Origin of the sequence: Celeribacter baekdonensis (assembly GCF_003047105.1) — a bacterium.
Classification (GTDB): Bacteria; Pseudomonadota; Alphaproteobacteria; order Rhodobacterales; family Rhodobacteraceae; genus Celeribacter; species Celeribacter baekdonensis_B.
The window spans coordinates 1,196,958-1,222,117 of record NZ_CP028475.1 but is presented as its reverse complement, the minus strand read 5'-3'; the positions used below and the strand labels follow the sequence as shown (position 1 = coordinate 1,222,117).

Annotated in this window: 28 protein-coding genes; 15 read left to right on the top strand and 13 right to left on the bottom strand. The window is 59.1% G+C overall.

The features are described from left to right. Positions 1–126 precede the first annotated feature (126 nt). Positions 127–573 (top strand): hypothetical protein, encoded by a 447-nt coding sequence (locus tag DA792_RS09535; RefSeq protein ID WP_107719735.1) that lies wholly within the window; start codon positions 127–129, stop codon positions 571–573. 10 nt (positions 574–583) lie between these two features. On the opposite strand, the gene DA792_RS09530 is transcribed toward DA792_RS09535, so the two are convergent. The 3 genes from DA792_RS09530 to DA792_RS09520 form a co-directional block, all read right to left on the bottom strand. Continuing rightward, the gene (locus tag DA792_RS09530) at positions 584–1,444 is read right to left on the bottom strand and encodes an arginyltransferase (RefSeq protein WP_107719734.1); all 861 of its coding nucleotides are present in this window, start codon (positions 1,442–1,444) and stop codon (positions 584–586) included. 193 nt (positions 1,445–1,637) lie between these two features. Further along, entirely contained in the window at positions 1,638–2,096 is a 459-nt protein-coding gene (locus tag DA792_RS09525) for an RDD family protein (protein ID WP_107719733.1), read from the bottom strand. A gap of 99 nt (positions 2,097–2,195) precedes the next feature. After that, positions 2,196–2,675, bottom strand: a complete 480-nt coding sequence (locus DA792_RS09520; RefSeq protein WP_107719732.1) for a DUF2852 domain-containing protein — start codon at positions 2,673–2,675, stop codon at positions 2,196–2,198. A 732-nt stretch (positions 2,676–3,407) separates the two neighbouring features. Here DA792_RS09520 and DA792_RS09505 point away from each other — a divergent pair. The 3 genes from DA792_RS09505 to DA792_RS09495 all read left to right on the top strand — a co-directional run bounded on the left by DA792_RS09505 (position 3,408) and on the right by DA792_RS09495 (position 5,131). Beyond that, positions 3,408–3,785 carry a MarR family winged helix-turn-helix transcriptional regulator gene (locus DA792_RS09505; RefSeq protein WP_254679666.1) on the top strand — a complete coding sequence of 126 codons (378 nt, stop codon included), beginning with the start codon at positions 3,408–3,410 and terminating at the stop codon, positions 3,783–3,785. Continuing rightward, positions 3,782–4,405, top strand: a complete 624-nt coding sequence (locus DA792_RS09500; RefSeq protein WP_107719729.1) for a cysteine hydrolase family protein — start codon at positions 3,782–3,784, stop codon at positions 4,403–4,405. Before DA792_RS09505 ends, DA792_RS09500 begins: the two co-directional genes overlap by 4 nt. A gap of 270 nt (positions 4,406–4,675) precedes the next feature. Further along, positions 4,676–5,131 (top strand): GFA family protein, encoded by a 456-nt coding sequence (locus DA792_RS09495; protein WP_199908147.1) that lies wholly within the window; start codon positions 4,676–4,678, stop codon positions 5,129–5,131. 4 nt (positions 5,132–5,135) lie between these two features. Here the strand turns inward: DA792_RS09495 and DA792_RS09490 are convergent, their stop codons facing one another. After that, complete coding sequence (locus DA792_RS09490) at positions 5,136–5,606, bottom strand: YbaK/EbsC family protein (protein ID WP_107719728.1); 471 nt, start codon at positions 5,604–5,606, stop codon at positions 5,136–5,138. A 97-nt stretch (positions 5,607–5,703) separates the two neighbouring features. Here DA792_RS09490 and DA792_RS09485 point away from each other — a divergent pair, with 97 nt between their 5' ends. Together DA792_RS09485 and DA792_RS09480 are read left to right on the top strand one after the other, a co-directional pair. Further along, complete coding sequence (locus tag DA792_RS09485; protein WP_107719727.1) at positions 5,704–8,496, top strand: glutamine-synthetase adenylyltransferase; 2,793 nt, start codon at positions 5,704–5,706, stop codon at positions 8,494–8,496. Positions 8,497–8,533: 37 nt separating this feature from the next. After that, on the top strand, positions 8,534–8,842 hold the full coding sequence (locus tag DA792_RS09480; RefSeq protein WP_107719726.1) for a hypothetical protein: 309 nt from the start codon (positions 8,534–8,536) through the stop codon (positions 8,840–8,842). Positions 8,843–8,949: 107 nt separating this feature from the next. Here the strand turns inward: DA792_RS09480 and eda are convergent, their stop codons facing one another. Beyond that, positions 8,950–9,591, bottom strand: coding sequence for a bifunctional 4-hydroxy-2-oxoglutarate aldolase/2-dehydro-3-deoxy-phosphogluconate aldolase (gene eda / locus DA792_RS09475; protein WP_107719725.1), 642 nt, complete (start codon positions 9,589–9,591; stop codon positions 8,950–8,952). A gap of 214 nt (positions 9,592–9,805) precedes the next feature. Here eda and DA792_RS09470 point away from each other — a divergent pair, with 214 nt between their 5' ends. Continuing rightward, positions 9,806–10,930: an NADH:flavin oxidoreductase gene (locus tag DA792_RS09470; RefSeq protein ID WP_107719724.1), complete on the top strand. Its 1,125-nt coding sequence runs from the start codon at positions 9,806–9,808 to the stop codon at positions 10,928–10,930. Between the two features lie 194 nt (positions 10,931–11,124). Further along, positions 11,125–11,580 carry a GNAT family N-acetyltransferase gene (locus tag DA792_RS09465; RefSeq protein ID WP_107719723.1) on the top strand — a complete coding sequence of 152 codons (456 nt, stop codon included), beginning with the start codon at positions 11,125–11,127 and terminating at the stop codon, positions 11,578–11,580. 43 nt (positions 11,581–11,623) lie between these two features. Here DA792_RS09465 and edd read toward each other — a convergent pair whose 3' ends face one another. Next, positions 11,624–13,429: a phosphogluconate dehydratase gene (gene edd, locus DA792_RS09460; RefSeq protein WP_107719722.1), complete on the bottom strand. Its 1,806-nt coding sequence runs from the start codon at positions 13,427–13,429 to the stop codon at positions 11,624–11,626. Positions 13,430–13,792: 363 nt separating this feature from the next. Here edd and DA792_RS22210 point away from each other — a divergent pair, with 363 nt between their 5' ends. From DA792_RS22210 to DA792_RS09445, 4 genes are all read left to right on the top strand, one after another. Continuing rightward, the gene (locus DA792_RS22210; protein ID WP_159075221.1) at positions 13,793–13,957 is read left to right on the top strand and encodes an RSP_7527 family protein; all 165 of its coding nucleotides are present in this window, start codon (positions 13,793–13,795) and stop codon (positions 13,955–13,957) included. 155 nt (positions 13,958–14,112) lie between these two features. Next, positions 14,113–14,730 (top strand): DUF6778 family protein, encoded by a 618-nt coding sequence (locus DA792_RS09455; protein ID WP_107719721.1) that lies wholly within the window; start codon positions 14,113–14,115, stop codon positions 14,728–14,730. A 57-nt stretch (positions 14,731–14,787) separates the two neighbouring features. Next, complete coding sequence (locus DA792_RS09450; protein WP_107719720.1) at positions 14,788–15,993, top strand: RSP_2647 family RNA methyltransferase; 1,206 nt, start codon at positions 14,788–14,790, stop codon at positions 15,991–15,993. A 22-nt stretch (positions 15,994–16,015) separates the two neighbouring features. Beyond that, on the top strand, positions 16,016–16,555 hold the full coding sequence (locus DA792_RS09445) for an RSP_2648 family PIN domain-containing protein (RefSeq protein ID WP_107719719.1): 540 nt from the start codon (positions 16,016–16,018) through the stop codon (positions 16,553–16,555). 35 nt (positions 16,556–16,590) lie between these two features. On the opposite strand, the gene DA792_RS09440 is transcribed toward DA792_RS09445, so the two are convergent. From DA792_RS09440 to DA792_RS09420, 5 genes are all read right to left on the bottom strand, one after another. Then, positions 16,591–17,274: a M48 family metallopeptidase gene (locus DA792_RS09440; RefSeq protein ID WP_107719718.1), complete on the bottom strand. Its 684-nt coding sequence runs from the start codon at positions 17,272–17,274 to the stop codon at positions 16,591–16,593. A 38-nt stretch (positions 17,275–17,312) separates the two neighbouring features. Further along, complete coding sequence (locus DA792_RS09435) at positions 17,313–18,497, bottom strand: vWA domain-containing protein (protein ID WP_107719717.1); 1,185 nt, start codon at positions 18,495–18,497, stop codon at positions 17,313–17,315. Between the two features lie 13 nt (positions 18,498–18,510). Further along, the gene (locus DA792_RS09430; protein WP_107719716.1) at positions 18,511–18,675 is read right to left on the bottom strand and encodes an apolipoprotein acyltransferase; all 165 of its coding nucleotides are present in this window, start codon (positions 18,673–18,675) and stop codon (positions 18,511–18,513) included. A gap of 67 nt (positions 18,676–18,742) precedes the next feature. Further along, a complete protein-coding gene (locus DA792_RS09425) occupies positions 18,743–20,158 on the bottom strand; it encodes a DUF2927 domain-containing protein (RefSeq protein WP_107719715.1) in 1,416 nt (471 codons plus the stop codon). Positions 20,159–20,299: 141 nt separating this feature from the next. Beyond that, positions 20,300–20,743 (bottom strand): GNAT family N-acetyltransferase, encoded by a 444-nt coding sequence (locus tag DA792_RS09420; protein ID WP_107719714.1) that lies wholly within the window; start codon positions 20,741–20,743, stop codon positions 20,300–20,302. A 238-nt stretch (positions 20,744–20,981) separates the two neighbouring features. On the opposite strand from DA792_RS09420, the gene DA792_RS09415 reads away from it, so the two are divergent. Further along, positions 20,982–21,269, top strand: a complete 288-nt coding sequence (locus DA792_RS09415) for a DUF2934 domain-containing protein (RefSeq protein ID WP_107719713.1) — start codon at positions 20,982–20,984, stop codon at positions 21,267–21,269. 11 nt (positions 21,270–21,280) lie between these two features. Here the strand turns inward: DA792_RS09415 and DA792_RS09410 are convergent, their stop codons facing one another. Further along, complete coding sequence (locus DA792_RS09410) at positions 21,281–22,126, bottom strand: AAA family ATPase (RefSeq protein ID WP_107719712.1); 846 nt, start codon at positions 22,124–22,126, stop codon at positions 21,281–21,283. 196 nt (positions 22,127–22,322) lie between these two features. On the opposite strand from DA792_RS09410, the gene dksA reads away from it, so the two are divergent. Then, positions 22,323–22,745 carry an RNA polymerase-binding protein DksA gene (gene dksA, locus DA792_RS09405; protein ID WP_107722643.1) on the top strand — a complete coding sequence of 141 codons (423 nt, stop codon included), beginning with the start codon at positions 22,323–22,325 and terminating at the stop codon, positions 22,743–22,745. Between the two features lie 153 nt (positions 22,746–22,898). After that, positions 22,899–24,074 (top strand): FAD-dependent oxidoreductase, encoded by a 1,176-nt coding sequence (locus DA792_RS09400; RefSeq protein WP_107719711.1) that lies wholly within the window; start codon positions 22,899–22,901, stop codon positions 24,072–24,074. Between the two features lie 79 nt (positions 24,075–24,153). Here the strand turns inward: DA792_RS09400 and tpiA are convergent, their stop codons facing one another. Next, positions 24,154–24,900: a triose-phosphate isomerase gene (tpiA, locus tag DA792_RS09395; protein ID WP_107719710.1), complete on the bottom strand. Its 747-nt coding sequence runs from the start codon at positions 24,898–24,900 to the stop codon at positions 24,154–24,156. Positions 24,901–25,160: the final 260 nt, after the last annotated feature.

The window sequence follows — 25,160 nt, the reverse complement described above, 5'->3', positions numbered from 1 at the left end:
CGACTGGCTGTGACATCATCCAAAAGCCCCGCCGTTGAGCGGGGCTTTTTTATGATCGAAAATAGGGTTTGTGGGATTTGAATTTATCCGATAAAAATACTCAGGTAATGAATCGAAGGATTTTCCATGTCATATTCCCCCTACGATCCCTTTGGTCGTGATCGCGCACAGGAGGCCGAGGGCGCTGAGCCAGTTGGACGGATCGACCAGCTCGACGAACACGGCCGTCTGGTCGTGGCCTTGATGCGCGGTGCAAAGCTTGCGGCCAAGGACAGCGACATCGCCAAGGTTTACGGCCAGATGATGATGGTGTTCGAACGCCATGCCCGCAGGCCCCTGATGTGGCACGCGCCTAACTGTATCTGTCTGGGAGCGGATGAGGCGGTGATGGTGCGGTTTGTCCGGCTTGCCTCAAACGGCGCGCGCGAGGATGCTGCCTTGATGGCGATGCTGTTGATCCGTGCCGACATTGCGTCTTTGGCGGTGTCTTTGGCCGAACAATTGGGGCTTTTGATTCAGACCGCCATCCGCGTGGATTCCCATGCGATGCGCCCGCCTGGCGCCTATCACTAAGGGATGCGGCTTAATACTCTGACCGAGGCGCGCGCGACGGGCGGGGCACAGTATGGGTGTCCGGCAAGTCGATCTTTGCCACCTGCTGTGCGATCGGTTCGGATTCAAGCGGATGAGCCTCAGCGGCGAAATCGTCGGGGTCGATCATGTCGACCCATTGGCCCCCCTGATAGACCTCCAGCGCCGAAAACCGTGCCTTATAGCCCATTTTTGGCGATCCCGGCACCCAATAGCCGAGATAGACATAGGGCAGTCCCGCCTCACGAGCGATTTCGATATGATCCAAGATCACATAGGTGCCAAGGCTGTCCTTGACCAAATCGGGTTTGTAAAACGAATAGACCATCGAGAGGCCGTCATCCAACAGATCGGTCAAACAGGTCGCCGCCAATTCGCGCGGTGTCCCGCCCTGTGAGGTGATGTAATATTCGATGACGCGGGTGCGGATCGGTGTTTCTTCGATCATCGCGGCGAATTCAAACACATCCATATCGGCCATGCCACCATCGGCGTGACGGGTCTCAAGATATTCGCGAAACAGCTCATATTGCGCCTCAGTGGCCCACGGGCTGGTGGCGGCGCGTTTGAGGTAATTGTTTTTGTTGATTGCGCGACGCTGGGATTTCGACGGTTTGAAATCGGCCACCCGGATGCGGGCGGACATGCAGGCGCTGCAATCCGCACAGGTCGGGCGGTACAGCACATTTTGCGACCGGCGGAACCCCTGTTTCGACAGGCTGTTGTTGAGTTGATCGGAGCTCTCACCCTGCAAGGAGGTGAACAGTTTGCGTTCCATCCGGCCCTCAAGATAGGGGCAGGGCTGCGGAGCCGTCACATAGAACTGCGGCGCGAGGGGGAGGGTATGACGCATAAAGTCGACTTAGGATGATTTCACAAAGGACGCGTTAACGGTACGCGAGAGAAAAGTAGCAAGTCCTGACCCACGCGCCAAGCCCCCCGATCACATCGCAGTAAATTCATGCGCGGTTTTCGTCTCAAAAACGCGGAAAAAGGGCGCATTTCGCACCCTTTCTCTCATTTTCAGACAGTTTGAAACCCTTAATTTAGTAGTCGGAAGCGCGATTGATTGCCGCAGACCCCAAAATCAGGTCGCTGAGCCCCTGTTTGCGGCCCGTCGTCAGCATCAAGACGACAGAGATCACCTGTGGCAGGCCGATCGAGCACCAGACCGTGAACAGGCCCGTGTGCAACAACGCCATGCCCAGATCAAATCGCTCGCCCTTGGAGGTGCGAAACTCGATCCCCATCAGCCGCATTCCAAGCGTCGCCGACCCATTGGCCAAGGTGACGACCCGATAGGCGAAACTGACCACGGCCACGAGGAAGGGGAAAAAGAAGATCCCGGTGAAGGCCGTAAACGGCACGATCATCGCCGCGATCAAAGTGGTGACGATCAGGTCCACAACAAAGGCAAGCGCGCGTTTGGTGGGCACGGCGTCGTAAAACCCCGGCTGGCGTTCCGGGTCGGGAAGTCCCCAAAGGGCGGTGTCATCGTGGAACATGGTCTCACTCATATCTCTGTGTCAGGTGGGGTGACGGGTTTCAGGGTGGTTGGGATGGGCAAACTCAGGGTCGAGTCTGCCCGATCTCGGGGGGATGGCTCAAGCGTCTTCTTTGTCGGCGCTCTCGTCGTGATCTTGGTCGCGCGCTTGCGCGGCCTTTTTCACGCGGTCCTCCATGAACTGATCAAATTCGGCCTTGTCCTTTGCGGCGCGCAGGCGCTCAAGGAAGGATTCGAATTGATCCTGTTCTTCTTCCAGACGCATCAACGTCTCGGTCTTATAGGCGTCAAAAGCGCTGTTGCCAGACGGGCGCGCAGCGGCGCGGGCGGCACGGAAGGTTTCGCCATGGGAGCCACAGCGGTGAGCGCGGTGATGAGAGCGATTTTTGCAAGCGAACATTTTTTTACCCCAGATCATGTAAAAGAGAAGTGCAAGGCCGACCGGCCAGACGAAGACGAAGCCGAGGACCATTGCGGCGATCCAGGCCCCTTTGCCCTTATCGTCAAGCCAGCCTTCGGCCCGACGGAACCAGCCCATAGGGCGATCCTGAGCGGTGTAGGTGGAGGTGACGTCGGTCATTGGTGAACCCTTTCGGAAGGTTGTCATGTTTGATGTGAATGTCTTTCACATTACCAAAATGGGTTCGGTCAGTTTCTTGTGCAAGGTTCTATGTGAATGTTTTTTACATTATTTTACAAAAGTGAATAAAAACAATGTATTATGTGATTTTAATTTGTGTGATGACTGTAGCGCGACAGACATTTTTGCAGTGAATGACACCGAAAGTTGCAGCAAACATGTTTTTGGGTGAAGGGCCTTAATCAGGCGTTAAACGCTGTGCTCTTGAAGCGGACCCTGATCCGTTTCGAAAACATGTTCCCAGCGTACCCCACCGCCACGACAATCGCCAACAGGACTGATTTGTGCTCAAAGATTGCACCTGTTGGGATCAGCAATATGAGCGCGATTGCGGACACTGAAACGGCGACACGTTGGCTTGTCTGCACAGATTTTTTGTAGGGTTGTGAGCGCTCCTTGAACTGCGCTCCTATTGCCTGCGAAGGGAGGGGGATCGACCTCACCCGGTACGGTTTCCATGAGCCTGACCACATCGTGCAACGCAGCTGCCAGCGGGCGTTTGATGGGAAAGACCATGTGCGCTGGTGGCAGAGTTTCGGTCTTTTTGGGTTTGACCATACTTTATGACATTTTAATTGTCATAATGACATGTATAGTGTCGATATGAATGCAGAAAAATTATATGAACTCGTTTGGATGTCACGTCCGTTGATGCAGGCGGCGGAGGCTTGCGTGGAGAAGGGACTTGTCGAAACCGATCTGACGGTGCGGATGCGTGCCGTTTTGGAAATGCTGCTTGCGCATGGCGCGCTGTCCGTTCCCGATATTGCGGCAAAGCTCGACATCAAACGGCAGTATGTCCAAGTGATGGTGAACGAAACATTGGCGTCGGGCTTTACGATGCAACGTCCGAACCCTCGGCATAAACGATCTTCGCTTCTGGCGCTGACCGACCGCGGACGCGACTTGATCAAAGACATCACATGTCAGGAAATGGATTTGATGAGAGATCTTGGCACCGATTTCACAGACGAAGACGTTGCAACGGCTTTGAGGGTGGTCCGGGCGATGACGGCAAAACTGAAAGAGATGGTGGAGGAACAGCCATGACGACGCTGGTTTATGGGATTGGTGCGGCGGTGATTGCCGCATTTGCTTGGCTTGTTTTCGGGATCATTCGCATTGGCGCGATCAGTCGCGGAAAGCGGCTTGGTGACCGGACGGGAACGGCCGTGCTGCTCATTGATCTTCAAACGGTCTTTTGGGATCGCGGTCCCTATTCTGACACCGCGAAATTGGCTGCCAAGGCTGTCATTCTGGAGGAAGTCAGGGCTGCAAAACGGATGGGCCATCCCGTTATTGCCATCCGCCAAGAGTGGTCGATCCCGGTGACCAAAATGATCGCCAGGATGGCAATGAGGGGACAAGCCGTCGAAGGCACGCTTGGCACCGAACTGGCCGAGCCCTTCGCCGGACTTGCCGACCACGGTCTCGTCAAGCGTGTCCAGGACGCTTTCGAGACAGGGGATCTCGACCCGCTCCTCGAAAAGCTGGGGGTCGGAACTCTGCGCATCGTTGGTTTGGATTTCAACTATTGCGTTCTGAAAACGGTCCTTGCGGCTCGGAACAGAGGCTATGCCGTGACAGTCGTCAAACGCGGCACCCTGTCTGGGGCACCGACCGAGCCAGCAGAGCACCGCATGATTTCGGCGGAGGTGGTGCTGCAATAGCCCTGTCCATGTCCGCCTCGTCTTGGGGCTTGGGGCTTGGGTCTTGGGTCTTGCGGGCAAAACGACCAAGCAAAGCGTTTGAAAATCCGGGGCGCGGCTCAGTGGGACAGGCCGTTTGGCCTACGCCCCCGGCGTGGCAGAGTGCGCCCTCTAGGATGTCGAGGCGGGCGGGCGCTGTCAGATTGTCGCTTTGGCTGTTTTCAGTTGATCGGGCTTGCTGCAGGTTTCTATGTCTCACCACAGCCCATTTTGAAAAGGAGATTGAGCGTGATGACACACATTAAACTGCCGCAAACCGGCTCATGTCGATGCGGTAAGGTGGTGATTGAGGTGGCAAAAGCCCCGGTCATGACCTCCGCCTGCCATTGCCGCGGCTGTCAGAAAATGAGCGCCAGCGCCTTTTCCTTGACCGCGATGGTGCCTGCTGAGGGCTTTCGCGTTGTCAGCGGCGAGGTGGTCAAGGGCGGTCTTCAAGGGCCTGAATTGGATCACTATGTCTGTTCCAGGTGCAAGACATGGATGTTCACCCGTATCACCGGCTTTGAGGCGCTGGTGAATGTGCGTCCGACCCTGTTTGAGGTCGTTGAGTGGACCGTGCCGTTCATCGAAACAATGACCTGTGCCCGGTTGCCTTGGGTGTGTTTCCCGGCCCAGCACAGCTTTGAGCGGATGCCCGATCCAGAGGAATTCCCGGCGCTGCTTGCCGGTTTTGCGGCACGCGCTTGACGGCTCAACAGGTGAAGGCGGCCATCCGCGCCTGCGCAACCGTTGCCAAATCTGCAGGCGCGATTTCAAAGATATGGCGCGGTGTGCCTGCGGCGGCCCAAACCGTGTCAAATGCCAACAAAGCCGGGTCGAAAAACACATGTGGCGGGGTCAAATGCCCGACGGGCGAGACGCCACCAATCGCGAATCCCGTGGCGTTGCGGACCTCTTTGCCGTCGGCGCGGGCCAAGGCTTCGCCTGCCACCTGTGCAGCCAAGGCCATGTCCACCTGACGCCCGCCCGGCGTGATAAACACGCAGATCGCACCACTTTTCACGCCTTTAAAGACGATGGATTTGGCGATTTGATCGACGGCACAGCCCGCCTGCGCCGCCGCCTCCACTGGGGTGCGGGTGGAGCCGTCCATCTCTAAAATATGGATCGCGTGGCCTGCCTGCTTGAGTGCTGTTTCGACACGTTTCAGGCTTTTGGACATCGGAGGCTCCGTTTGCTTTGCCGCACCAAACCATGTCGATTTGGGTTGCGCAAGACGTGCAATCGGCCATGCTCAGGACAAGATTTGAGGAGGAACCATGTCCGACATCAGCGCCGTGTCCCGTCGCATGACTCGCCTGCCGCGCGCCTATGACCCCGAACGCGGGGCCGAGGCCGCCGAGGCCGTGGCGGGTCTAAGCAAAGACGAAATCGCCCTCGTCGAGGGGGCCGCAGGTTCTGCGCCCTATCTGCATGGTTTGGTGTTGAAAGAGGCTGTGTGGTTGAGGCCCGCCTTTGATGATCCGATGCGCGCGCTTTCTGATGAAGTCGCCCGGATTGAGGCCTTGCCCTTTGATCAAATCGACCCCGGCCTGCGCCAAGCCAAACGGCGCATCGCGCTTTTGGCCGCACTCTGTGATTTGGGTGGGGTCTGGGCGCTGTCCGATGTCACCGGGTCGCTGTCTTTGTTGGCGGATCGGGCCTGTCATGTGGCGATGCGGGCGCATGTGGCGCGCGAAATCAAGCGGGGTAAGATCCCCGGACAGAGCGAAGACGACATCGAAAGCTGTGGCGGAATGGTGGCGCTGGCCATGGGCAAACATGGCGCGGCGGAGTTGAATTACTCCTCTGATATTGACCTGATTTGCCTGTTTGACGAAAGCCGATTTGACGGTGTGGATCAGATGGAAGCGCGCGCGGGTTTTATCCGCGCCACTCGCCGCGCCATGGCTTCGCTGTCGGATTTGACCGGCGACGGCTATGTGTTTCGCACCGATCTGCGGCTGCGCCCGGACCCCTCGGTGACGCCGGTGTGTTTTTCGATGGACGCCGCTGAGCGCTATTATGAAAGCGTCGGCCGAACTTGGGAACGCGCCGCCTATATCAAAGCCCGCGCCTGTGCTGGTGACATCGCGGCGGGGGAGCGGTTTTTGAACCAACTCACCCCCTTCGTGTGGCGCAAGCACCTTGATTTCAATGCCATCCGCGAGACCCATGATATGCGGTTGAAAATCCGCGCCCATAAGGGGTTGGGCGGGGCGCTGAAACTTGAAGGGCACAATATGAAATTGGGCCTTGGCGGCATTCGCGAGATCGAATTTTTCGCCCAGACCCGGCAATTGATCGCGGGCGGGCGTGACCCGGAACTGCGCGCGCGTGGCACCGTGCCAGCCTTGGCAAAACTGGCCGAAAAAGGCTGGGTTGAGGGGGAGGTGGCCGAGACGCTGAGCCGGGATTATGAGGCGCATCGCGAGGTCGAACACCGCCTGCAAATGCTGCGCGATGCTCAGACCCACAGCCTGCCCAACACGCCCGAAGAATTTGACCGTTTGGCCGCCCTGATGGGCACGACAACGGAGGCGATGCGCGCCGATCTGCGTGAGCGCTGCCTGCGGGTGCATGGGTTGACCGAGGAATTTTTTGCCCCCGGAGAGGCCGCCCCCGCGCCGGATTTGCCCCCCGAACAAGAGGAGATCACCAAGCGCTGGTCAACCTATCCCTGTCTGCGCACGCTGCGCGCGCAACAGATTTTCGATCGGCTCAAACCCGATCTTTTGGCGCGTATTCAACGGCTTGATCGCCCCGTAGAGGCGCTTACCCATCTGGACGGTTTCTTGGCCGGACTGCCCGCAGGCGTGCAACTTTTTGCGCTGTTTGAGGCCAATCCTCAGTTGATTGACCTGATCCTCGACATCGTTTCCACCGCACCGCATTTGGCCCGCTATCTGTCGCGCAACGCCAGCGTTTTGGATGCGGTCATTGGTGGGTCGTTTTTCGCGCCTTGGCCGGGGCGGGCGGGGATCACGGCGGAGTTGTGCGAGGTGTTGGAACGCGCCGGGGATTATGAGCGGCAACTCGACACCTGTCGTCGTTGGGCCAAGGAATGGCATTTCCGCGTCGGCGTGCATCAATTGCGTGATTTGATCACCGCAGATGAGGCCGGGGCGCAATATTGCGACCTCGCTGCGGCCTGTGTCGCCGCGCTTTATCCGCGGGTTGTGGCGGAGTTTTCGCGCAAATATGGCCCGCCACCGGGCAAGGGTGCGATGGTTTTGGGCATGGGCTCATTGGGCGCGGGGCGTCTGACAGCGGCCTCTGATCTGGACATGATCGTGATCTATGATGCGGGGGGCGTTGAGGCCTCTGACGGCCCACGGTCCTTGCCCGCGCGCACCTATTACGCGCGCCTGACCCAAGCCTTGATCACCGCCATGACGGCGCAAACCGCCGAGGGGCGGCTTTATGAGGTCGATATGCGCCTGCGGCCTTCGGGCAAACAGGGGCCTGTGGCGACCTCTTATGAAAGCTTTGAAAACTATCAGAAAAACGAGGCTTGGGTCTGGGAACATCTGGCCTTGACGCGGGGGACGGCGATTGCGGGGGATCAGGCTTTGGTCACTGCCGTTGAAGAGTTTCGCACTGAAATCCTCACAGCGCCAAAAGATGAATCCCGCATTCGGCAAGAGACGCAAGAGATGCGGGTGCGCTTGGCCGAGGCCAAACCCGGCTCGCTTTGGGACCCGAAAAACGGTCCCGGTCGGATGATGGATATTGAGCTGAGTGCGGAGGCCGCAGCCTTGATCTCAGGCGCGGGCTGTCAAGATGTCTATGCGCAATTGCGTGCCGGGTTGGACTGTGGCTGGTGGACCGAGGCGGAACATGCGTTGCTCAGTGAGACCTATCGGTTGATGTGGCGTTTGCAATCGGCGGCCCGACTTTTGACTGGCGAAAAATTGGACCCCGAGGCCGTGGGCGAGGGCGGCCGGGCGTTTTTGCTGCGCTCGAACGGGGCGGTGAGCATGGCGGCGCTTTCCGAAGAAGTGGCGGTGCGGGCGCGGGCTGCGGCGCAGACCTTGGATCAGGTGCTTGCGCGCCCGGCCTGCGAGGGATAGCACCGGGACAGATGACGCGGGGCAACAGGAGAGACCCATGGCCAGTTCGGATCAAAAATTGACCTCAGAGGTCACGGTGGATGCGGCGCTTGATCCCGGCGGGTTGATCCGGGAATCTTACCGGATTGACGGGCTGGGTCTGTCTGAAGCGCGCTCGATTTTCCTCGATTGGGCGATCAAACTCGCGCCTGAGCTACAGCCCCAAATCGCCATTCGCCGCCTTTTGGCGCTCTATGCGCCCTATGGCGGGCCGTCGCATCCGATGACGGTTGTGTTGCAAGAGGGCTTAGGGGAGTTGGCGGAGGCGCCGCACCGCCGGGGCGGATCGCGGGCGCGCCGCCCTTAAATATAAAAGGGCCCGAAACGAAAAGGGCCTGACACAAAAAGGGCCTGACACAAAAAGGGCCAGAGCGGTGGCTCTGACCCGATTGTTTGGATCCGTTCGCAAATGGCTTAGCGGGGCAGGGCCGCCGCCTCGCGCGCCAGCTCTTCGATCGCTTTCCAATCGCCTTTGTTGACCAAATCCGACGGGGCCACCCAAGAGCCGCCGACGCACATCGTGTTGGACAAGCTCAGGTAGTCATTGGCATTTTTCAACGAAATGCCGCCAGTTGGACAGAATTTCATCTGCGGCAAAGGCGCACCGATGGCCTTGAGCGCGGGTGCACCGCCATTGGCCTCTGCCGGGAAAAATTTCGCCACCGTATAGCCGCGTTCCAACAGGCGCATCACATCAGAAGCGGTAGAGGTGCCCGCCAAAAGCGGCAGATCGGCGGCCTCGCAGGCATCGAGCAACAGATCGGTTGCCCCCGGTGAGACGCCAAATGTCGCACCGGCTGCAATCGCGGCTTTGACATCGGCGGGGGTCAAAAGCGTCCCCGCACCGACCACACCGCCCTCGACTTTGGCCATTTCGCGGATCACATCGAGGGCGACAGGCGTGCGCAGCGTGACTTCGAGGGCGGGCAATCCACCCGCGACCAACGCTTCTGCCAGAGGGCGGGCATGGGCCACGTCATGGACCACGAGCACGGGCACCACGGGGGCGAGGGCACAGATTTCGGCGGCTTTCAGGCTTGCCTCTTGCGGGGTCATGGCGTGTCCTTTCGGGTCTGGAGGGTCGCCACCCTGTTAGCGCTAAATGCGTCGGAAATAAAGTCAAACTTGATGGGAGCATGGCTTTGCTCACAGTTTGGGGGAGGGGGCCGGGATGAGCGTTTTTGTTCAGGCCCCTGCGCGGCCCTTGTACGGTGTTTGCGCCAACATATCTTAGGCGGGATCGATTCACATATAGTCCCCGGAGACCACGATGACGACAGATAGCCTGGCGAAAACCGACACGCTTTTCCGCCCGTTTTCTTACAAATCCCTCACCCTCAAAAACCGCATCGTCATGGCACCAATGACGCGCGGCATGGCCCCCGAAGGCATCCCGCGTGCCGCCAACGCGGATTATTACGCCAAACGCGCCGCGCATGAGGTGGGGTTGATCCTATCCGAGGGCACGGTGATCGACCGCCCGGCCTCGCGCAACTTGCCGGGCATTCCGTTTTTCCATGGCGATGCAGCTTTGGCAGGCTGGAAGGGCGTGATTGACGCGGTGCACGCGCAGGGCGGCAAAATGGGGCCGCAGATTTGGCACACCGGATCGACACGTGCGGGCGCATGGGAACCAGAGGCCCCGGTAGAGAGCCCCTCCGGCTTGGTCGGCCCCGGTGATCCGCGCGGCGTGGCGATGTCTGAGGCGGATATTGAGGCGACAATCGCAGCCTTTGCCAAATCTGCCAAAGCGGCCAAGGACTTGGGCTTTGATGTCGCCGAATTGCACGGCGCGCATGGCTATTTGATCGACCAATTCTTTTGGTCCGGCACCAACCTGCGCGCGGATGCGTGGGGCGGCGCGACCATCGAGGCGCGTTCAAAGTTTGCGGTTGAGGTGGTCAAGGCCGTGCGCGCCGCTGTGGGGCCAGATTTTCCGATCATTCTGCGGCTGAGCCAATGGAAGCAACAGGATTATGTCGCCAAACTGGCCAAAGATCCGGCAGAGATGGAACGCTGGTTGCAGCCTTTGGTCGATGCGGGCGTGGACATCCTGCATTGTTCGCAACGCCGGTTCTGGGAACCTGAATTCCCCGAGGTCGATGGCGAGGATGGGTTGAATTTTGCCGGTTGGGCAAAGAAAATCACCGGGGTTCCGACGATCTCTGTCGGCTCCGTCGGCCTGTCGAGCGACTTCGGCGGGGCCTTTGCCGGGCAGGGCTCGGAGGTCACGCCGCTAGATAAGCTGGTGCAGCGGATGGAGAATGACGAGTTTGATTTGATCGCCGTAGGCCGCGCGCTTTTGGGCGATGCGCTCTGGGTCGAAAAGGTCAAAGCCGGGGCGATGGATCGGTTGCAAAACTTTGATGCAGCCGCTTTGGCGGAATTGGTCTAACGTCCCCGCTCCTTCCTCTTCGCTTTCGAGCGAAGAGGTTGCATTTTAAAGGGCGGGGTGCGACATATAACGCCTCAGACAAAGGAGACCTATGCGCAGAAAATCATCGTAGCCCAGAGCGGCACAGAACGGCGGCCCTGACGGGGCCGAATGATTTTCTATGCGCATATGCGCTTTTGACTGAGGTCACTCAGATGACATTTTTTTCTTTGACGATCCGCCCGTTTGTGGCGGAGGACACACCTGCTTTGTCTCGGATTTGGCGGGCTGCCTCGGAGCAGGCACACGGGTTCTTTTCACCACAGCAACTCGCAGAACAGCAAGGTTTGGTGGAGACGGTCTATCTTGCCAATTCGGAAACATGGGTTGCGCTGCAAGGGAGAGAACCCGTTGGGTTTATTGGACTTTTACCTGATGATCGGGGCGCGTTTGTCGGCGGAGTTTTTGTCAACCCCACCGTGCAGGGCCAAGGGATTGGTCGCGCTTTGCTGGATCACGCACGGGCGCTCAAATCTGGCCTTCGCCTTGAGGTCTATGAGGCCAATACTCAGGCGCGTGGGTTTTATGCCAGTCTTGGGTTTCGCGAAACCGGGCGGCGGGAGGTTGATGACAATGGCTTGCCATTCCCGCTTTTAAAACTGGACATCTAAGTGAACGGGTCCGCCCCTGGCCTGCTGCTGGGGGCGGAGCAGATTAGAACAAGGAGCAGGCACCGTCGGTTGCGGGACCGGCGTTTTGGCGGAAGGTTTCAAACAGCTCGCGGCCCATGCCAACGGCGTTGGCGGAAAGATCAGCGGTGACCAGATCGCGGGCGTCAAACCCCTCTTCGAGCACCTCCAAAACGCCATGGGTGGCATCGACCCGCACCAAGTCCCCATCGCGCAATTTGGCGATCGGACCACCACAGGCGGCTTCGGGTGAGACATGGATACAGGCGGGGACTTTGCCCGAGGCGCCTGACATCCGGCCATCAGTCACAAGCGCCACTTTCAGCCCGCGGTCTTGCAACACGGCCAAGGTTGGCGTCAGCGAATGCAGCTCCGGCATGCCATTGGCGCGCGGGCCTTGGAACCGGACGACGACCACGGTGTCTTCTGTGAATTCGCCATTTTGAAACGCGGTTTTAACGTCATGCTGCTCGTGGAAAATCCGCACTTTGGCTTCGACCACATGATGTTCGGGTTTGACGGCGGAGACTTTCATCACCCCGCGCCCGATGTTGCCCTTCAGCTCTTTGAGCCCCCCCACAGGCAGGAACGGGTCCGAGGCGGGGCGGATGATTTTGTCGTTGAGGCTCTCGTCTGGGCCATCTTCAAAGGTCAAAACGCCATCCCGCAATTTCGGTTCTTTGGTGTAGAGCGACAGCCCGTCTCCGGCGATGGTTTTCACATCATCATGCAGCAACCCAGCCTCCAACAATTCGCCAATCATATAGCCAAGCCCGCCTGCGGCGTGGAAGTGGTTTACATCGGCCAAGCCGTTTGGATAGACCTTTGCGAGCAGGGGCGTGGCGTCGGAAATGTCAGAAAAATCTTGCAGATCAAGGATGATCCCGGCGGCGCGTGCCATGGCGGGCAGGTGCAACACAAGGTTGGTCGAACCGCCTGTGGCCATCAGGCCGACGATACCGTTCACAAACACTTTCTCGTCCAAAATATGCCCGACGGGGCGGTAATCATTGCCCAAGGCGGTGATTTCCATCGCCCGTTTCGCCGCCTGTGTCGTCAGCGCATCACGCAGCTCCGTGCCCGGATTGACAAAGGACGCACCCGGCAGGTGCAGCCCCATGATCTCCATCAGCATCTGGTTGGTGTTGGCAGTGCCGTAAAAGGTACAGGTGCCTTGGCCGTGATAGGCCTTCATCTCGCTGTCCATCAATTCGCGGCGGGTGATTTCGCCGGTGGCAAATTTCTGGCGGACTTTCGATTTTTCGTCATTGGTGATGCCCGATGTCATCGGACCGGCGGGCACAAACACGGTTGGCACATGGCCAAAAGCGGCGGCGGCCATGATCAGGCCGGGGACGATTTTATCGCAGACACCCATATAAAGGGCTGCGTCAAAACAGTTGTGCGACATGGCGATGGAGGCCGAGAGCGCAATGGTGTCCCGCGAGAACAGTGACAATTCCATGCCCGGTTGACCTTGGGTGACGCCATCACACATCGCCGGTACGCCGCCTGCGACCTGTGCTGTGCCCCCTGCCGCGCGGGCGGCGGCGCGGATCAGATCGGGGTAATGTTCATAGGGTTTATGTGCCGAGAGCATGTCATTATAGGCGGTCACGATGCCAAGGTTCGGCGCGCGACCGTCGGCCAGCGTGTCCTTATCTTCGGCCATTGCGGCATAGGCATGGGCCTGATTGCCACAGGACAGATGCGCGCGTACCGGGCCTTGATCCGCGGCTTTGGAGAGGCGTTCGAGATAGGCGGTGCGGGTTGGACGGGACCGTTCGATGATGCGGGCTGTGACGGCGGCGATTTGATCATTGAGGGGCATGGCGTGGCCTTTTGGGTGCGTGTCTTCGGGTGCGTTTCGGTGTGTGGCTGGGCGCATTTGTGCCGCGCGCGCCCGATGTGGGGTGTGCGACCATATGTGCCCGTTAGCGCTAACCTAAACTGTATCGGCGTCTCTGTCCATCACATGCGAGAAACATGCGGCAATGCGGCGCTTCTGGTTGGGCCCAACCTGCCAGAGATATGTCGCCTGTGCAAAGGCTTTGCGGGTGGCGCATAGCGGGTCTTCGGGATTGTCTCTCGTCATGTCAGCGGTGGTGACCTAATTTCAAAGGCAACGGGAGGATCAAAACACACTGATCCGGCCGCCGTTCAAAACGGCAGCAGACATGAAAAGGATGATCCTATGGACACTGATACAGACACACGCACTGTTTCTTATATCGACACATTCGCCATCGAGCAGGAGGCCCATCAGATGCGCGCCCAAGCTGCTCGTGAAATGGTTCTGGGGTTTGGCAAATGGCTGCGCCGCCGCTTTACTGCGTCGCATTCCGCCAAAATGGCCTGACGCTTAGGGGGCTGGCACCTTTCGGGGTGCTGAGCCGTAAATGACCTGAAACGCCAATGAAATCCCGGAAATGCTCCGGGATTTTCTTATTTCCGCCTCAATCTTTATGGAAAATTAACCATGAATGAAAAGGGGAGATCCCCCGGAGGCCGAACATGAAAAAGCTCATCAAACTCGCAGCAGTCCTGACACTCGCAGCCGCCACCAGCGCCTGTACAACGGAAACAATCTCACGCGCTGTGCCGTTGAGTGCGCCGCTTGGAGCACCGACGTCGTCCGCAGGTGCGGTCACGGTCGCCCCGGATTTCCGCGTCACTCAGGTCAATGTCGTCGTGCCCGACACGTTAAAAGTGTCTGAGGACAATGGCATCAAGCCGCGTGCAGACATCGTGTGGCGCGAAGATCCCTATGGTGATCGCTACGCACAGGTCAAAGCGGTGATGGAAGCGGGATTGATGCAGGGCGCGAAAACGCTTTCGGGCCAAAAAGCGGTGATCTTGGATGTTCAATTGGTTCGGTTTCATGCCCAAACCGAACGGGTGCGCTATTCCAACCTGCCCAGCAAACATGAGATCGAATTTCTTTTGACGGTGCGAGATGCCAACACCGGCGCGGTGATTGTGCCTGCGCATATGGTCAATGCGACGCTGGATGCGCTCGGTGGAAATGCTGCTATCGCGGCCGACCGGGCCGGTCTCACCCAAAAATCGCGGATTGATGCCCATCTGGCGCAGGTAATCGCGCTGGAACTGAGCAAACCGATGGCGCTCTGATCCCGCATGCACCGATCCCCCTTGTCCTAAGGGCCAGAACACAGATATGAGGGCTCTATGACAGAGCCCTCATTTTCCATTCCGACCATCCGCCTCAAACCCAAAGCCAACGCCCGGGCCATCCGCCACGGCGCCCCTTGGGTCTATGACAATGAATTGGTCGTTGATCGCCGCACCAAATCCATCCAGCCCGGCACCATCGCCCGGCTGGAAGACGCTGAACGCCATTTTCTGGCCCTCGTCGCCGTCAATCCAAATTCGCGCATCTTTGGCCGGGTCTTGGCCCGCGAAGAAGACGAACAGATTGACGATGCGTGGTTTGTGGCCAAACTCACCGCTGCGCTGAAGCACCGCGCCCATATGTTTGACGCGCCGTTTTACCGGCTGGTCCATGCCGAGGCTGATGGCCTTCCGGGCGTGGTGATTGATCGGTTCGGTGACACTTGTGTTGTGCAACCCAACGCGGCTTGGGCCGATGTGCGTATCGACATGCTCACCGCCGCTTTGCGCCAAGTGACCGGCGTCTCCACGGTGGTGATGAACGGCACGGGCCGGGCACGCGGTCTTGAGGGTTTGGAAGAAAAAACCGAAATCCTCACAGGCACGGTGGATGGCCCGATCCCGGTCCAGATGAACGGGGCCACCTATATGGCCGACATCATGGGCGGGCAAAAAACCGGGCTGTTCTACGATCAACGCCCGAACCACGCTTTCGCTCAACGTCTTGGTCACGGCCAACGCGTTTTGGACGTCTTCTCTCATGTTGGCGGCTTTGCCTTGGCAACGCTCGCGGGCGGGGCCACATCGGCACTCTCCGTTGACAGTTCCGCACCGGCGCTTGATCTGGCCGAACAGGGCGCGGGCGCGATGGGGGCGACAGATCGCTTTGCCACCCGCAAAGGTGACGCGTTTGACACGATGGCGGCGCTGTTGGAAGAGGGCGAACAGTTTGACGTGGTGATCTGTGATCCGCCCGCTTTTGCGCCGTCGAAAAACGCCCTTGAAAAGGGGATGCGCGCCTATGAACGGGTGGCGCGGATGGCCGCGCCTTTGGTGCGTGAGGGCGGCTATTTGGGCCTGTGTTCCTGTTCCCATGCCGCCGATTTGGAAACCTTCCGCAATGCCTGTAACCGGGGTATTGGCCGCGCGGCACGTTCGGCGCAATTGATCCATACAGGCTTTGCGGGCGCGGATCATCCGCTGATGCCGCAGCTTGCGGAAAGTGGCTATTTGAAAGCCCTGTTCTACCGCATGATGCCGTAAGATCGGTGCGAAAGGCCTTGATATGAAAGTGCTTTTGGACGCCTGTGTCTTGTACCCCACCGTTATGCGGGAGGTGCTTTTGACCGTGGCGTCCAAGGGGCTTTTCACACCGCTGTGGTCCGATCGCATCCTTGAGGAATGGGCGCGCGCCGCGCGTAAAATTGGGCCGATGGGCGAGGCGCAGGCGCGGGGTGAGGTGGCTTTGCTCAAGGCCGCTTTCCCCAACGCCTCGATCAAACGTCACGCGGGGCTTGAGGCGCGGTTGCACCTTAAAGACGAAAACGACATCCATGTTTTGGCCGCAGCGATTGCCGGCAATGCCGATGCGATCCTCACGATGAACGCGCAGGATTTTCCACGCCATATCTTGGCCGAAGAGGGGCTTGAGCGCTGGGATCCGGACAGCTTTTTGTGGCGGCTCTGGTCGGATTATCCCGACGAGGTCGCAAGCGCCGTTGAGATCGTGCGGCAAGAGGCGGAACGTCTCTCAGGTCAGCCGTGGGAGTTGCGCAAGCTGATGAAAAAGGCGCGGATGCCGCGTTTGGGCAAGGCTTTGTCGTAAAGCATTTGAGTATTTGACCTGCAATGAAGGGCAGCTTAACGCGCCCATTTCGCTTCATTGGCCTCGATTGCTTTGATCCGCTCTTCGACCTTGGGATGGCTCATGAACCACGCGGGCGTTTTGGCCCCATGCGCGCCGGTCAGGCGGTTGAGCTTATCAAACAGCGACTTTTGCGGCCCTGTTCCGATCCCGGCTTTCATCAGCAGGGCGGAGGCATAGGCGTCCGCCTCATACTCATCCGAACGCGACAGCTTGGCCGCCAGCATTTGGGTGAGCCAGGTGGCGATATAGGGGCCGATGCCCGGAATGAAGCGCGAAAAGATCATCGCCATAGCGCTGCGCAGTGCATTTTGGCCAGAAAAATCAATCATCCGCCGTTTGGAGTGGCCCAAGGCGACATGGCCCAACTCATGGGCGATGACGGAGGCCATTTCCTCGGATGTGATCTCGCCGGCGCGGAATTTGTTGTAAAATCCACGGGTGATATAGACCTTGCCATCGGGGGCTGCGAGGCCGTTGACCGGGTCGATTTCATAGAGATAGACCCGCACGCGCGGCAGGTCGAGCGCGTCGGCCAAACGGCGGAACACCTTTGCCAGCTCCGGGTCGGCGAGTTCGTTGGACTGCGCTTCCAACTGCCGCACGGTGCGCCACGCCGAGACGCGGTACATGACAAGGCCCATGATCAGGGCGAGGAGGATGGGGGTAAATCTCAACATGATATGAATATGGGGGCAGGGCGGGCGTTGGCCAAGCTCTATCGTCCCAAAAGTTTCATGCCGCGTTCCAAGCCCTCAAGGGTCATCGGGACCATACGGTGGTCGAAAATTTCCTCCACCATGCCGATGGAATGGGTGTAGCCCCACTGCGCCTCCGGCACCGGGTTGAGCCAGATGTGATCGGGCCAGGTTTCGCGCGCGCGTGCAAGCCAAACCTCGCCGGCCTCTTGGTTCCAATGCTCACTGGCCCCGCCCGCCATGGCGATTTCATAGGGGGACATCGCCGCGTCACCGACAAAAATCACTTTGTAATCTTTGCCATAGGTGTTCATCACCTCGCGCGTCGGCACGCTATTGCCCCAACGGCGGGCATTGTCGCGCCATACGCCCTCATAAAGGCAATTGTGGAAATAGTAATATTCGAGATGTTTGAACTCGGCGCGGGCGGCGGAAAACAACTCCTCGACCACCCGAATGTGATCATCCATTGAGCCGCCGACATCGAAAAACATCAACACTTTGACGGCATTGCGCCGCTCGGGCCGGGTTTGCACGTCTAGATAGCCATGTTCGGCGGTGGAGCGGATGGTGCCGTCGAGATCAAGCTCCTCATGCGCGCCATCCCTGGCCCATTTGCGCAGCCGTTTCATCGCCACTTTGATGTTGCGCGTGCCCAGTTCGACGGTGTCGTCAAGGTTGCGAAACTCGCGTTTGTCCCAGACTTTGGTGGCGCGGCGGTGGCGGGATTTATCCTGACCGATGCGCACGCCTTCGGGGTTGTAGCCATAGGCGCCAAAGGGCGAGGTGCCGCCGGTGCCGATCCATTTGTTGCCACCTTGGTGGCGACCTTTTTGCTCATCAAGACGCTGTTTGAGCGTCTCCATCAGCTTTTCAAAGCCGCCCAGGGCTTCGATTTCGGCCATCTCTTCTGGGCTGAGATGTTTCTCCATCTCGCGCCGGAGCCAATCTTCGGGCAGATCAACAGCGTTTAACACGTCATCTGAGGAGATGCTTTCAAGGCCTTGAAAGGATTTGGAAAAGGCGCGATCAAAACGATCCAAATGACGTTCGTCTTTGACCATGGTGACACGCGCGAGATAGTAAAACCCGTCGATGTCATAAGGGGTCAACCCGCGGTCCATGCCCTCTAAAAAGGCCAGATATTCGCGCAAAGAGACCGGAATGCCCTCGGAACGCAGGTTATGGAAAAACGGCAGGAACATCGCGCCCGCCCCCTTAGATCAGCCGCTCGATGATCACGGTCAACAGCAGGCCGAGCATCGTGCCGGCCATTAAATACACCGCCGCATATTGCAGCTTATCAAGGCGATTACCGCCCCGTTTTTTGGCCATACGCCAGCCATAAAAGCCGCCGATCAGCGCCAGAAGGATCACGATCATCTTTTTGCTCCCTTGCGCAGGCCTCGCGCGTCATATTCATGCGCGAACCGATCAGAGCCGCATGCCTTTATGGGGCGAGGGCGGCAATTTCGGCGGCGCGGGCCCGAACCATTGCATCTGAGCCAAAGCCATATCGTGCCCAGCCCAGACTGTCGAGGCGCAGCGCGCGCGCATCCCCGCTGCGGCCCATCGCGTCCAGCGCTTCGGCTTCGGTCAGCATCAACGAGGCCAAGAGGGCGGCGTTTTCGGCCTCGGTGGCGGCGGGAATGGCGCGGGCGGCAATTTCATAGGCGGCTTGGTCTTGGCCTTCGGCGAGGGCCAGCGCCGAGAGTTGCATCGCCACATGGGCGGCATGAAATCGGGTTTCAGGATGCGCGCCATAAATCTTTGCCGCTTGCGCCAAGGCACTATGGGCCAAGGCACGATCAGAACTCAACGCCAAACGGCCCAAAAGGAACCACGAAAACCCGGCGCGGGTGTCATCCCAACCTTGGGCGCGTGCGATGGCCACGGCAGATTCGGCGGCGGCTTTGCGCGCCGGGATGGGCCCGGCGCTCATCGCGTCGATCACATGATCGGTCCAGGCGCGCGGGGTCGGGCTTTGGATCGGGGTTCGGACGGTTTCGCCCGCCGGATGCAGTCGTTTTAAAATTGCGGGTAGGCGGGCGGCCACCTCGGCGCGGGTCATGCCGGAGTCCAGCTCTGGCGCATAGGTGACTTTGAGCATCAACATGTCAAACGGCGTCAAAACCGAATGGATGTTGTCGTCGTTATAGACCGAATCCGCGAGCCGATACAGATCGTTGAGCGGCCCAAGCGCCTGAGCCAATTCTTCGTGCAGGCAATCGCGGATTTCTTGCGGGGCGACATCATCGGGGATGAAAATTGCCAGCCGGGTGCGGGTGTCAACTTGGGTCCAACTTAGGTTTTGTCGCCTTGCGCGTTTGAATTCGGTCCAGTCCGAGACATTCGGGGCGACGATACAGGCGGTGTTGGGCGCGCGGCGCGCCAATTCGCCGTGGGGCAGGGTTTCGATGGTGATCGAGGCAGGGCCATTGGCCGAAACGCGGGTGATTTTGACCCCGGCCTCTTGGTCCAAACGGCGCAATAGCGCGGCCAGATCGGGGCCAAGCGAGATCGGTGGGCGCGCGCCGGTGACACGCAGGGTGATCGGGCCTTCGAACCGGGTCATTTGCACAAGCGGCGTGCCGTTTTCCAAGGCAAAGCTGAGATCAAGGAAGTCGCGGGCCAGAGACGCGTTGGAGCGCGCGGTTTGGCGCGGCGTGCTTCCGGAAAACACTTTCATCGGTGGCAGATCCAGCATCATTGCGGGGGCGCGCGCCGAGGGCGGGTGATCCGGCAAAGCTGTGGCGCAGGCGGCCAAGAGCGACAGGCTCAACAGGCCAAAAGCGGAGCGAAAGACACGGGGCTTTGCCGGCGCTGTGTGCGGGGGGGCTGAAGCCGCGAGGGGATCGGTTGTCATCTGTGCCAAACCTTATGTCTTTACGCAGTATGAGTTGAGTATCAGAGAGACAGACCAATCAACTGTGGCGCGAGCGTCTCCAATTTGGGGAGAATTTACGGCACTGCGCACCAAAAGCAAATCAAAGCCTGAGCAGGGCCTTTAGCTGCGGCTATATTTGATAAAGGGCGTCAGCGTGGCGAGCCGATCATAGAGCTGGCGCGCCGTGGCGTTGAAGTCTTGCGTCATCCAATAGACATTGGGTGTGCCATGGGCATCGGCCAGCGCATAAACGCCCTCGATCAGCGCCCGTCCGGCCCCGGTGCCGCGCGCCGCCTCAGAGACAAACAGGTCTTGGAGGTAGCAGACATCTTCGACCCGCCAATTGTGGGCGTGGAAAATATAATGAACCAGTCCAATGAGTTGCCCGTCAAGCTCCGCCACCAATGCGCCGCGTTCCACGGCCTGAGGGTCGACTAGACGCGCGAATGTGGCGTCATAAATCTCTTGCGGTAGGGCGGTTTCATAAAAGCTCAGGTAATCGCGCCAAAGCGCAGCCCAGGGCGTGCGGTCTTCAGGGGTCAGAGGGCGAATGGTCAGGGGCATGGTGTGATCCTTTGGGTCCGATTTATAGATGTGAGCGGTTATGTCCTTCGAGGCAAGCCCGTCTGTGCGTTTCTCGACCGCTTAGAAATTATGCGCCCTGTCCGGTTTCGGTGCATTTGCGCGGCGGTTTTCACCCTAAGGTGGTGCAGGCTGCGGGTTCTGTCATAAAATCTTAACCGCGCATCCTTAGTCCCGATGGTATATTTGCATGACCCACCACAGCCGATCAGATTGACACATGACACAGCAGACTCAAACCGACGATCACATCCGCGATGCGGCCTATTTCCTTTGGCTCAAAGACGGGCAACCCGAGGGGCGTGACCAAGAGCATTGGCTTGCGGCACAGGCGGAACTGACGGTTGAGACCGTCGTTGAGACGCCAAAGCCGAAAGCCCCGCGCAAAAAGGCGGCGGCAAAACCGCGCGCCGCCAAAGCGGCCGCCGCGACCAAGGCAGAGGTCGCCTCTAAACCCGCCGCCAAGCCGAAAAAGCCCCGCGCGACCAAAGCCGCAAAGGCGGAGTGAGGCAAAGGCGGTTAACGCCGCCCGCCGCCACGCGCCATAAAGGCCAGACGCTCAAACAGCGCCACGTCTTGTTCATTCTTCAAAAGCGCGCCGTGTAATTTCGGCAGCGCATCCTTGCCGTCGCGTGCCAAATCTTCGGGCGACAGGTCCTCGGCCAACAACAGTTTCAGCCAATCCAAAACCTCAGAGGTCGAGGGCTTTTTCTTTAGGCCCGGCGTGTCGCGGATCTCGTAAAACTGGCTGAGCGCGGTGCTCAAAAGCCGCTCTTTGATGCCGGGGAAATGCACATCGACGATGGCGCGCATCGTGTCCATGTCGGGGAATCGGATGTAGTGGAAAAAGCAGCGGCGCAAAAACGCGTCGGGCAATTCTTTTTCATTGTTTGAGGTGATGATCACCACCGGACGTTGTTTGGCACTGACGGTTTCGCCGGTTTCATAGACGTGAAACGCCATTTTATCGAGCTCTTGCAACAGGTCGTTGGGGAATTCGATGTCGGCCTTATCGACCTCATCAATCAACAAAACGACCTTTTTGTCGGCCTCAAACGCCTGCCAGAGTTTGCCCTTTTTGATGTAGTGGCGCACGTCTTCGACGCGGGGATCGCCCAATTGACTGTCGCGCAGCCGTGACACCGCATCATATTCATAAAGCCCCTGTTGAGCGCGGGTGGTGGATTTGATGTTCCACTCAATCATCTCAAGCCCCAAGGCATTGGCAATTTGGCGTGCGAGTTCGGTTTTGCCCGTGCCCGGCTCGCCTTTGACCAACAAAGGCCGTTCCAATGCGATGGCGGCGTTTACGGCCACGGTGAGGTCAGTGGGGGCGATATAACTGTCAGTGGAGGAGAATTTCATCGGTTTATGTGCGCTCTCGGACAAGGGGTGAGCCGGATCATAACAAGGCTTGGGAAAGGTGCAATGCGACAGAGATTGTGACGTGACATCCCCGAATAAACGCGGTAAACGAGCCGCAATTGGAGGGTGCCGCATGGCTGACGACAATACATCATTGGCTATGGGCACGCTCACTGACACGACAAAGGTGACAAAGATGAAGGCCGAAGCTTTCCTGCCTGATGACTACCGTCCCGCTGAGGGCGAACCTTTCATGAATGAGCGTCAGCTCGAATATTTCCGCCGCAAGCTTTTGGCGTGGAAAGCCGATCTTTTGGACGAAAGCCGCCACACCATCGAAGGCTTGCAGGACGGCACCCGCAATATTCCTGACATCACCGACCGGGCCTCTGAGGAAACCGACCGCGCGCTTGAGCTGCGCACGCGGGATCGTCAGCGCAAGCTGGTGCTCAAGATCGAACAGGCGCTGCGCCGGATCGAAGAGGGCGAATACGGGTATTGCGAAGTGACCGGCGAGCCGATTTCGCTCAAGCGTTTGGATGCGCGTCCGATTGCGACCATGACTTTGGAAGCACAAGAACGCCATGAGCGCCGCGAAAAAGTACATCGCGACGATTGATCACTGACGTGATCTGGCGATCTTGCCTCTCTCGCGGCAATATGTGCCCGTGACAGATTGTGCAAAAATATGGCAAACACCGGGGGCATCTCCCGGTGTTTTCTTTTTTGACAGCGGGACCAACGATGCGGGATCAAAGATAAGGAACGTTCCATGTTGATTGGTCAGGATATCGCCGTTCTCGGCGCGGGGGTGGCGGGGCTTGCGCTCGCGCGGGCTTTGGCGCTGCGCGGGGCCAAGGTCACCGTCTATGAACGTGCGCCTGAGATCACCGAAGTCGGGGCCGGGTTGCAAATTACCCCCAATGGCGCGCGGGTTTTGACCGCTTTGGGGCTGGACGCGGGAGCCGTGTCGATGCGCTCGGAGGGCGTGAGTTTGATGGATGGGTATATGGGCCGCGAGGTCTTGCATCTTGATGTCAAAGCCGCCCGCCCAAATGACGATTTTCTGTTGATGCACCGCGCCGATTTGATCGCCTTGCTCGAACAGGGCGCGCGTGATCTGGCGGTGGACATTCGCCTGTCACATCAGGTGCAGGCCATTCATGGCGATGCGGATGGGGTGAGCCTTGTGTTCGCTGCGGGCCCGGAGGCGGGACACCGAGACGCGCGTCATGACGTGGTGCTCGGGGCGGATGGGGTCAATTCCGTGTTGCGCCCGATGCTCAATGGTCCGGCCAAACCGTTTTTCACCGGCCAAACCGCGTGGCGCGCCACGGTTCCGGCGCTTGGCGGCGAGGCGCCTTTGGCAATGGTTCATATGGCAGCGGGGCGGCATGTGGTCAGTTACCCGTTACGGGGCGGCAGTTTGATCAATATTGTCGCCGTCGAAGAGCGCCCGGACTGGCTGGAAGAGGGCTGGAATCACCGCGGTGATCCGGCGGAGATGATGAGCCATTTCGCCAATTTTTGTCCCGGCGTGAAAGGGCTTTTGGGGCGGGTGACGGAGGTCGCGCGCTGGGGATTGTTCCGGCATCCGGTGGCGCTGCGCTGGCATTCGGATCGCTCGGCGCTGCTGGGCGACGCCGCTCATCCGACCCTGCCATTTTTGGCACAGGGGGCGAATATGGCTTTGGAGGATGCGTGGGTCTTGGCCGATTGTCTGGCGAAATTGCCGCTGGATCAGGCGCTTGCGGCCTATCAATCTTTGCGTCGGGCGCGGGTGGTCCGAGTGATCGAGGCGGCCAATGCCAATGCGAAAAACTACCATTTGAGCGGGGCGAAACGCTTTGTCGGCCATGCGGCTTTGCGCTTTGCCGGTCAAATCGCACCGCGCCAAGCGGTGGAACGATTTGCCTGGCTTTACGATCATGATGTGACCGCTGGGTGAGCGCGGCAACGCCTTCGCAGAGGGGGCAAATGACAATGGAAAAACGCCGCGCCTTTGAAAAACGCGCGGCGTTTCTATGTCAGGCCGCTTCCAGGGCTGTGATGATCCCGGCAAAATCCGCTGCTTTCAACGAGGCCCCGCCGACCAGCGCGCCATCGACATTGGAGGTCGCGAAAATCTCGGCGGCGTTGCCCGGTTTGACCGAGCCCCCATAGAGCAACGGCACATCCTTGGCCGTGTCGCCATAGCGCGCGGTCAGTGTGGCGCGGATGTCGTCATGGACCTCAGCGATCTGTTCAAGGGTCGGGATTTTGCCGGTGCCGATGGCCCAAACCGGCTCATAGGCGACCACGAGTTTGCTCAAATCAACCGCATCGGGCAGCGATGCTGAAAGTTGGTGGCGGATGATGCCCAATGTCTCGCCTGCCTCGCGCTGTGCCAGGGTTTCGCCAACGCAGACCACGGGTTTGAGCCCCGCCATCACCGCCGCCATGGTTTTTTCACAGACCACCGCGTCGGTTTCGCCATGATCGGCGCGCCGCTCAGAGTGGCCCAAAATGACGTAATCCGCCCCCGCATCGGCCAGCATATCCGCCGAAATATCGCCCGTATGCGCGCCGAAGGCTTTCATATGGCAATCCTGCCCGCCAACGTCGATTTTGGTGTGAGCCAGAGCGGTGGCCATGCTCGCCACCAAGGTTGCGGGCGGGCACAACAGAATGTCCACCTTCGGAGCCGGGAACATCTCTGCCAGAGCCTGTGCCTCTTTCAGGCTGGCGTTCAGCCCGTTCATTTTCCAATTGCCTGCGGCCAGTTTGCGTCCCATGCGTGCACTCCTTCTCCATGTTGGCCGCATCATTGCAGCCTCTTGAGGGTAGTCAAGCAACTGTGGGCGCTAACGTCTCTGATGTGGCGCAATTCGTGGGAAATGTGCCGTCGAGAGCTGCGCTTTGGGGCGATGGCGGGGATCTGCGACATTTGGGCTGGTCCTTGGCGGCAAAGAGGCGGCCACGCGGTCTTGAATTGCGGTGAAATTGACGCCACAAGCGGCACCAGAGTCACGCCGCACACCGGCTTTGAAACAAC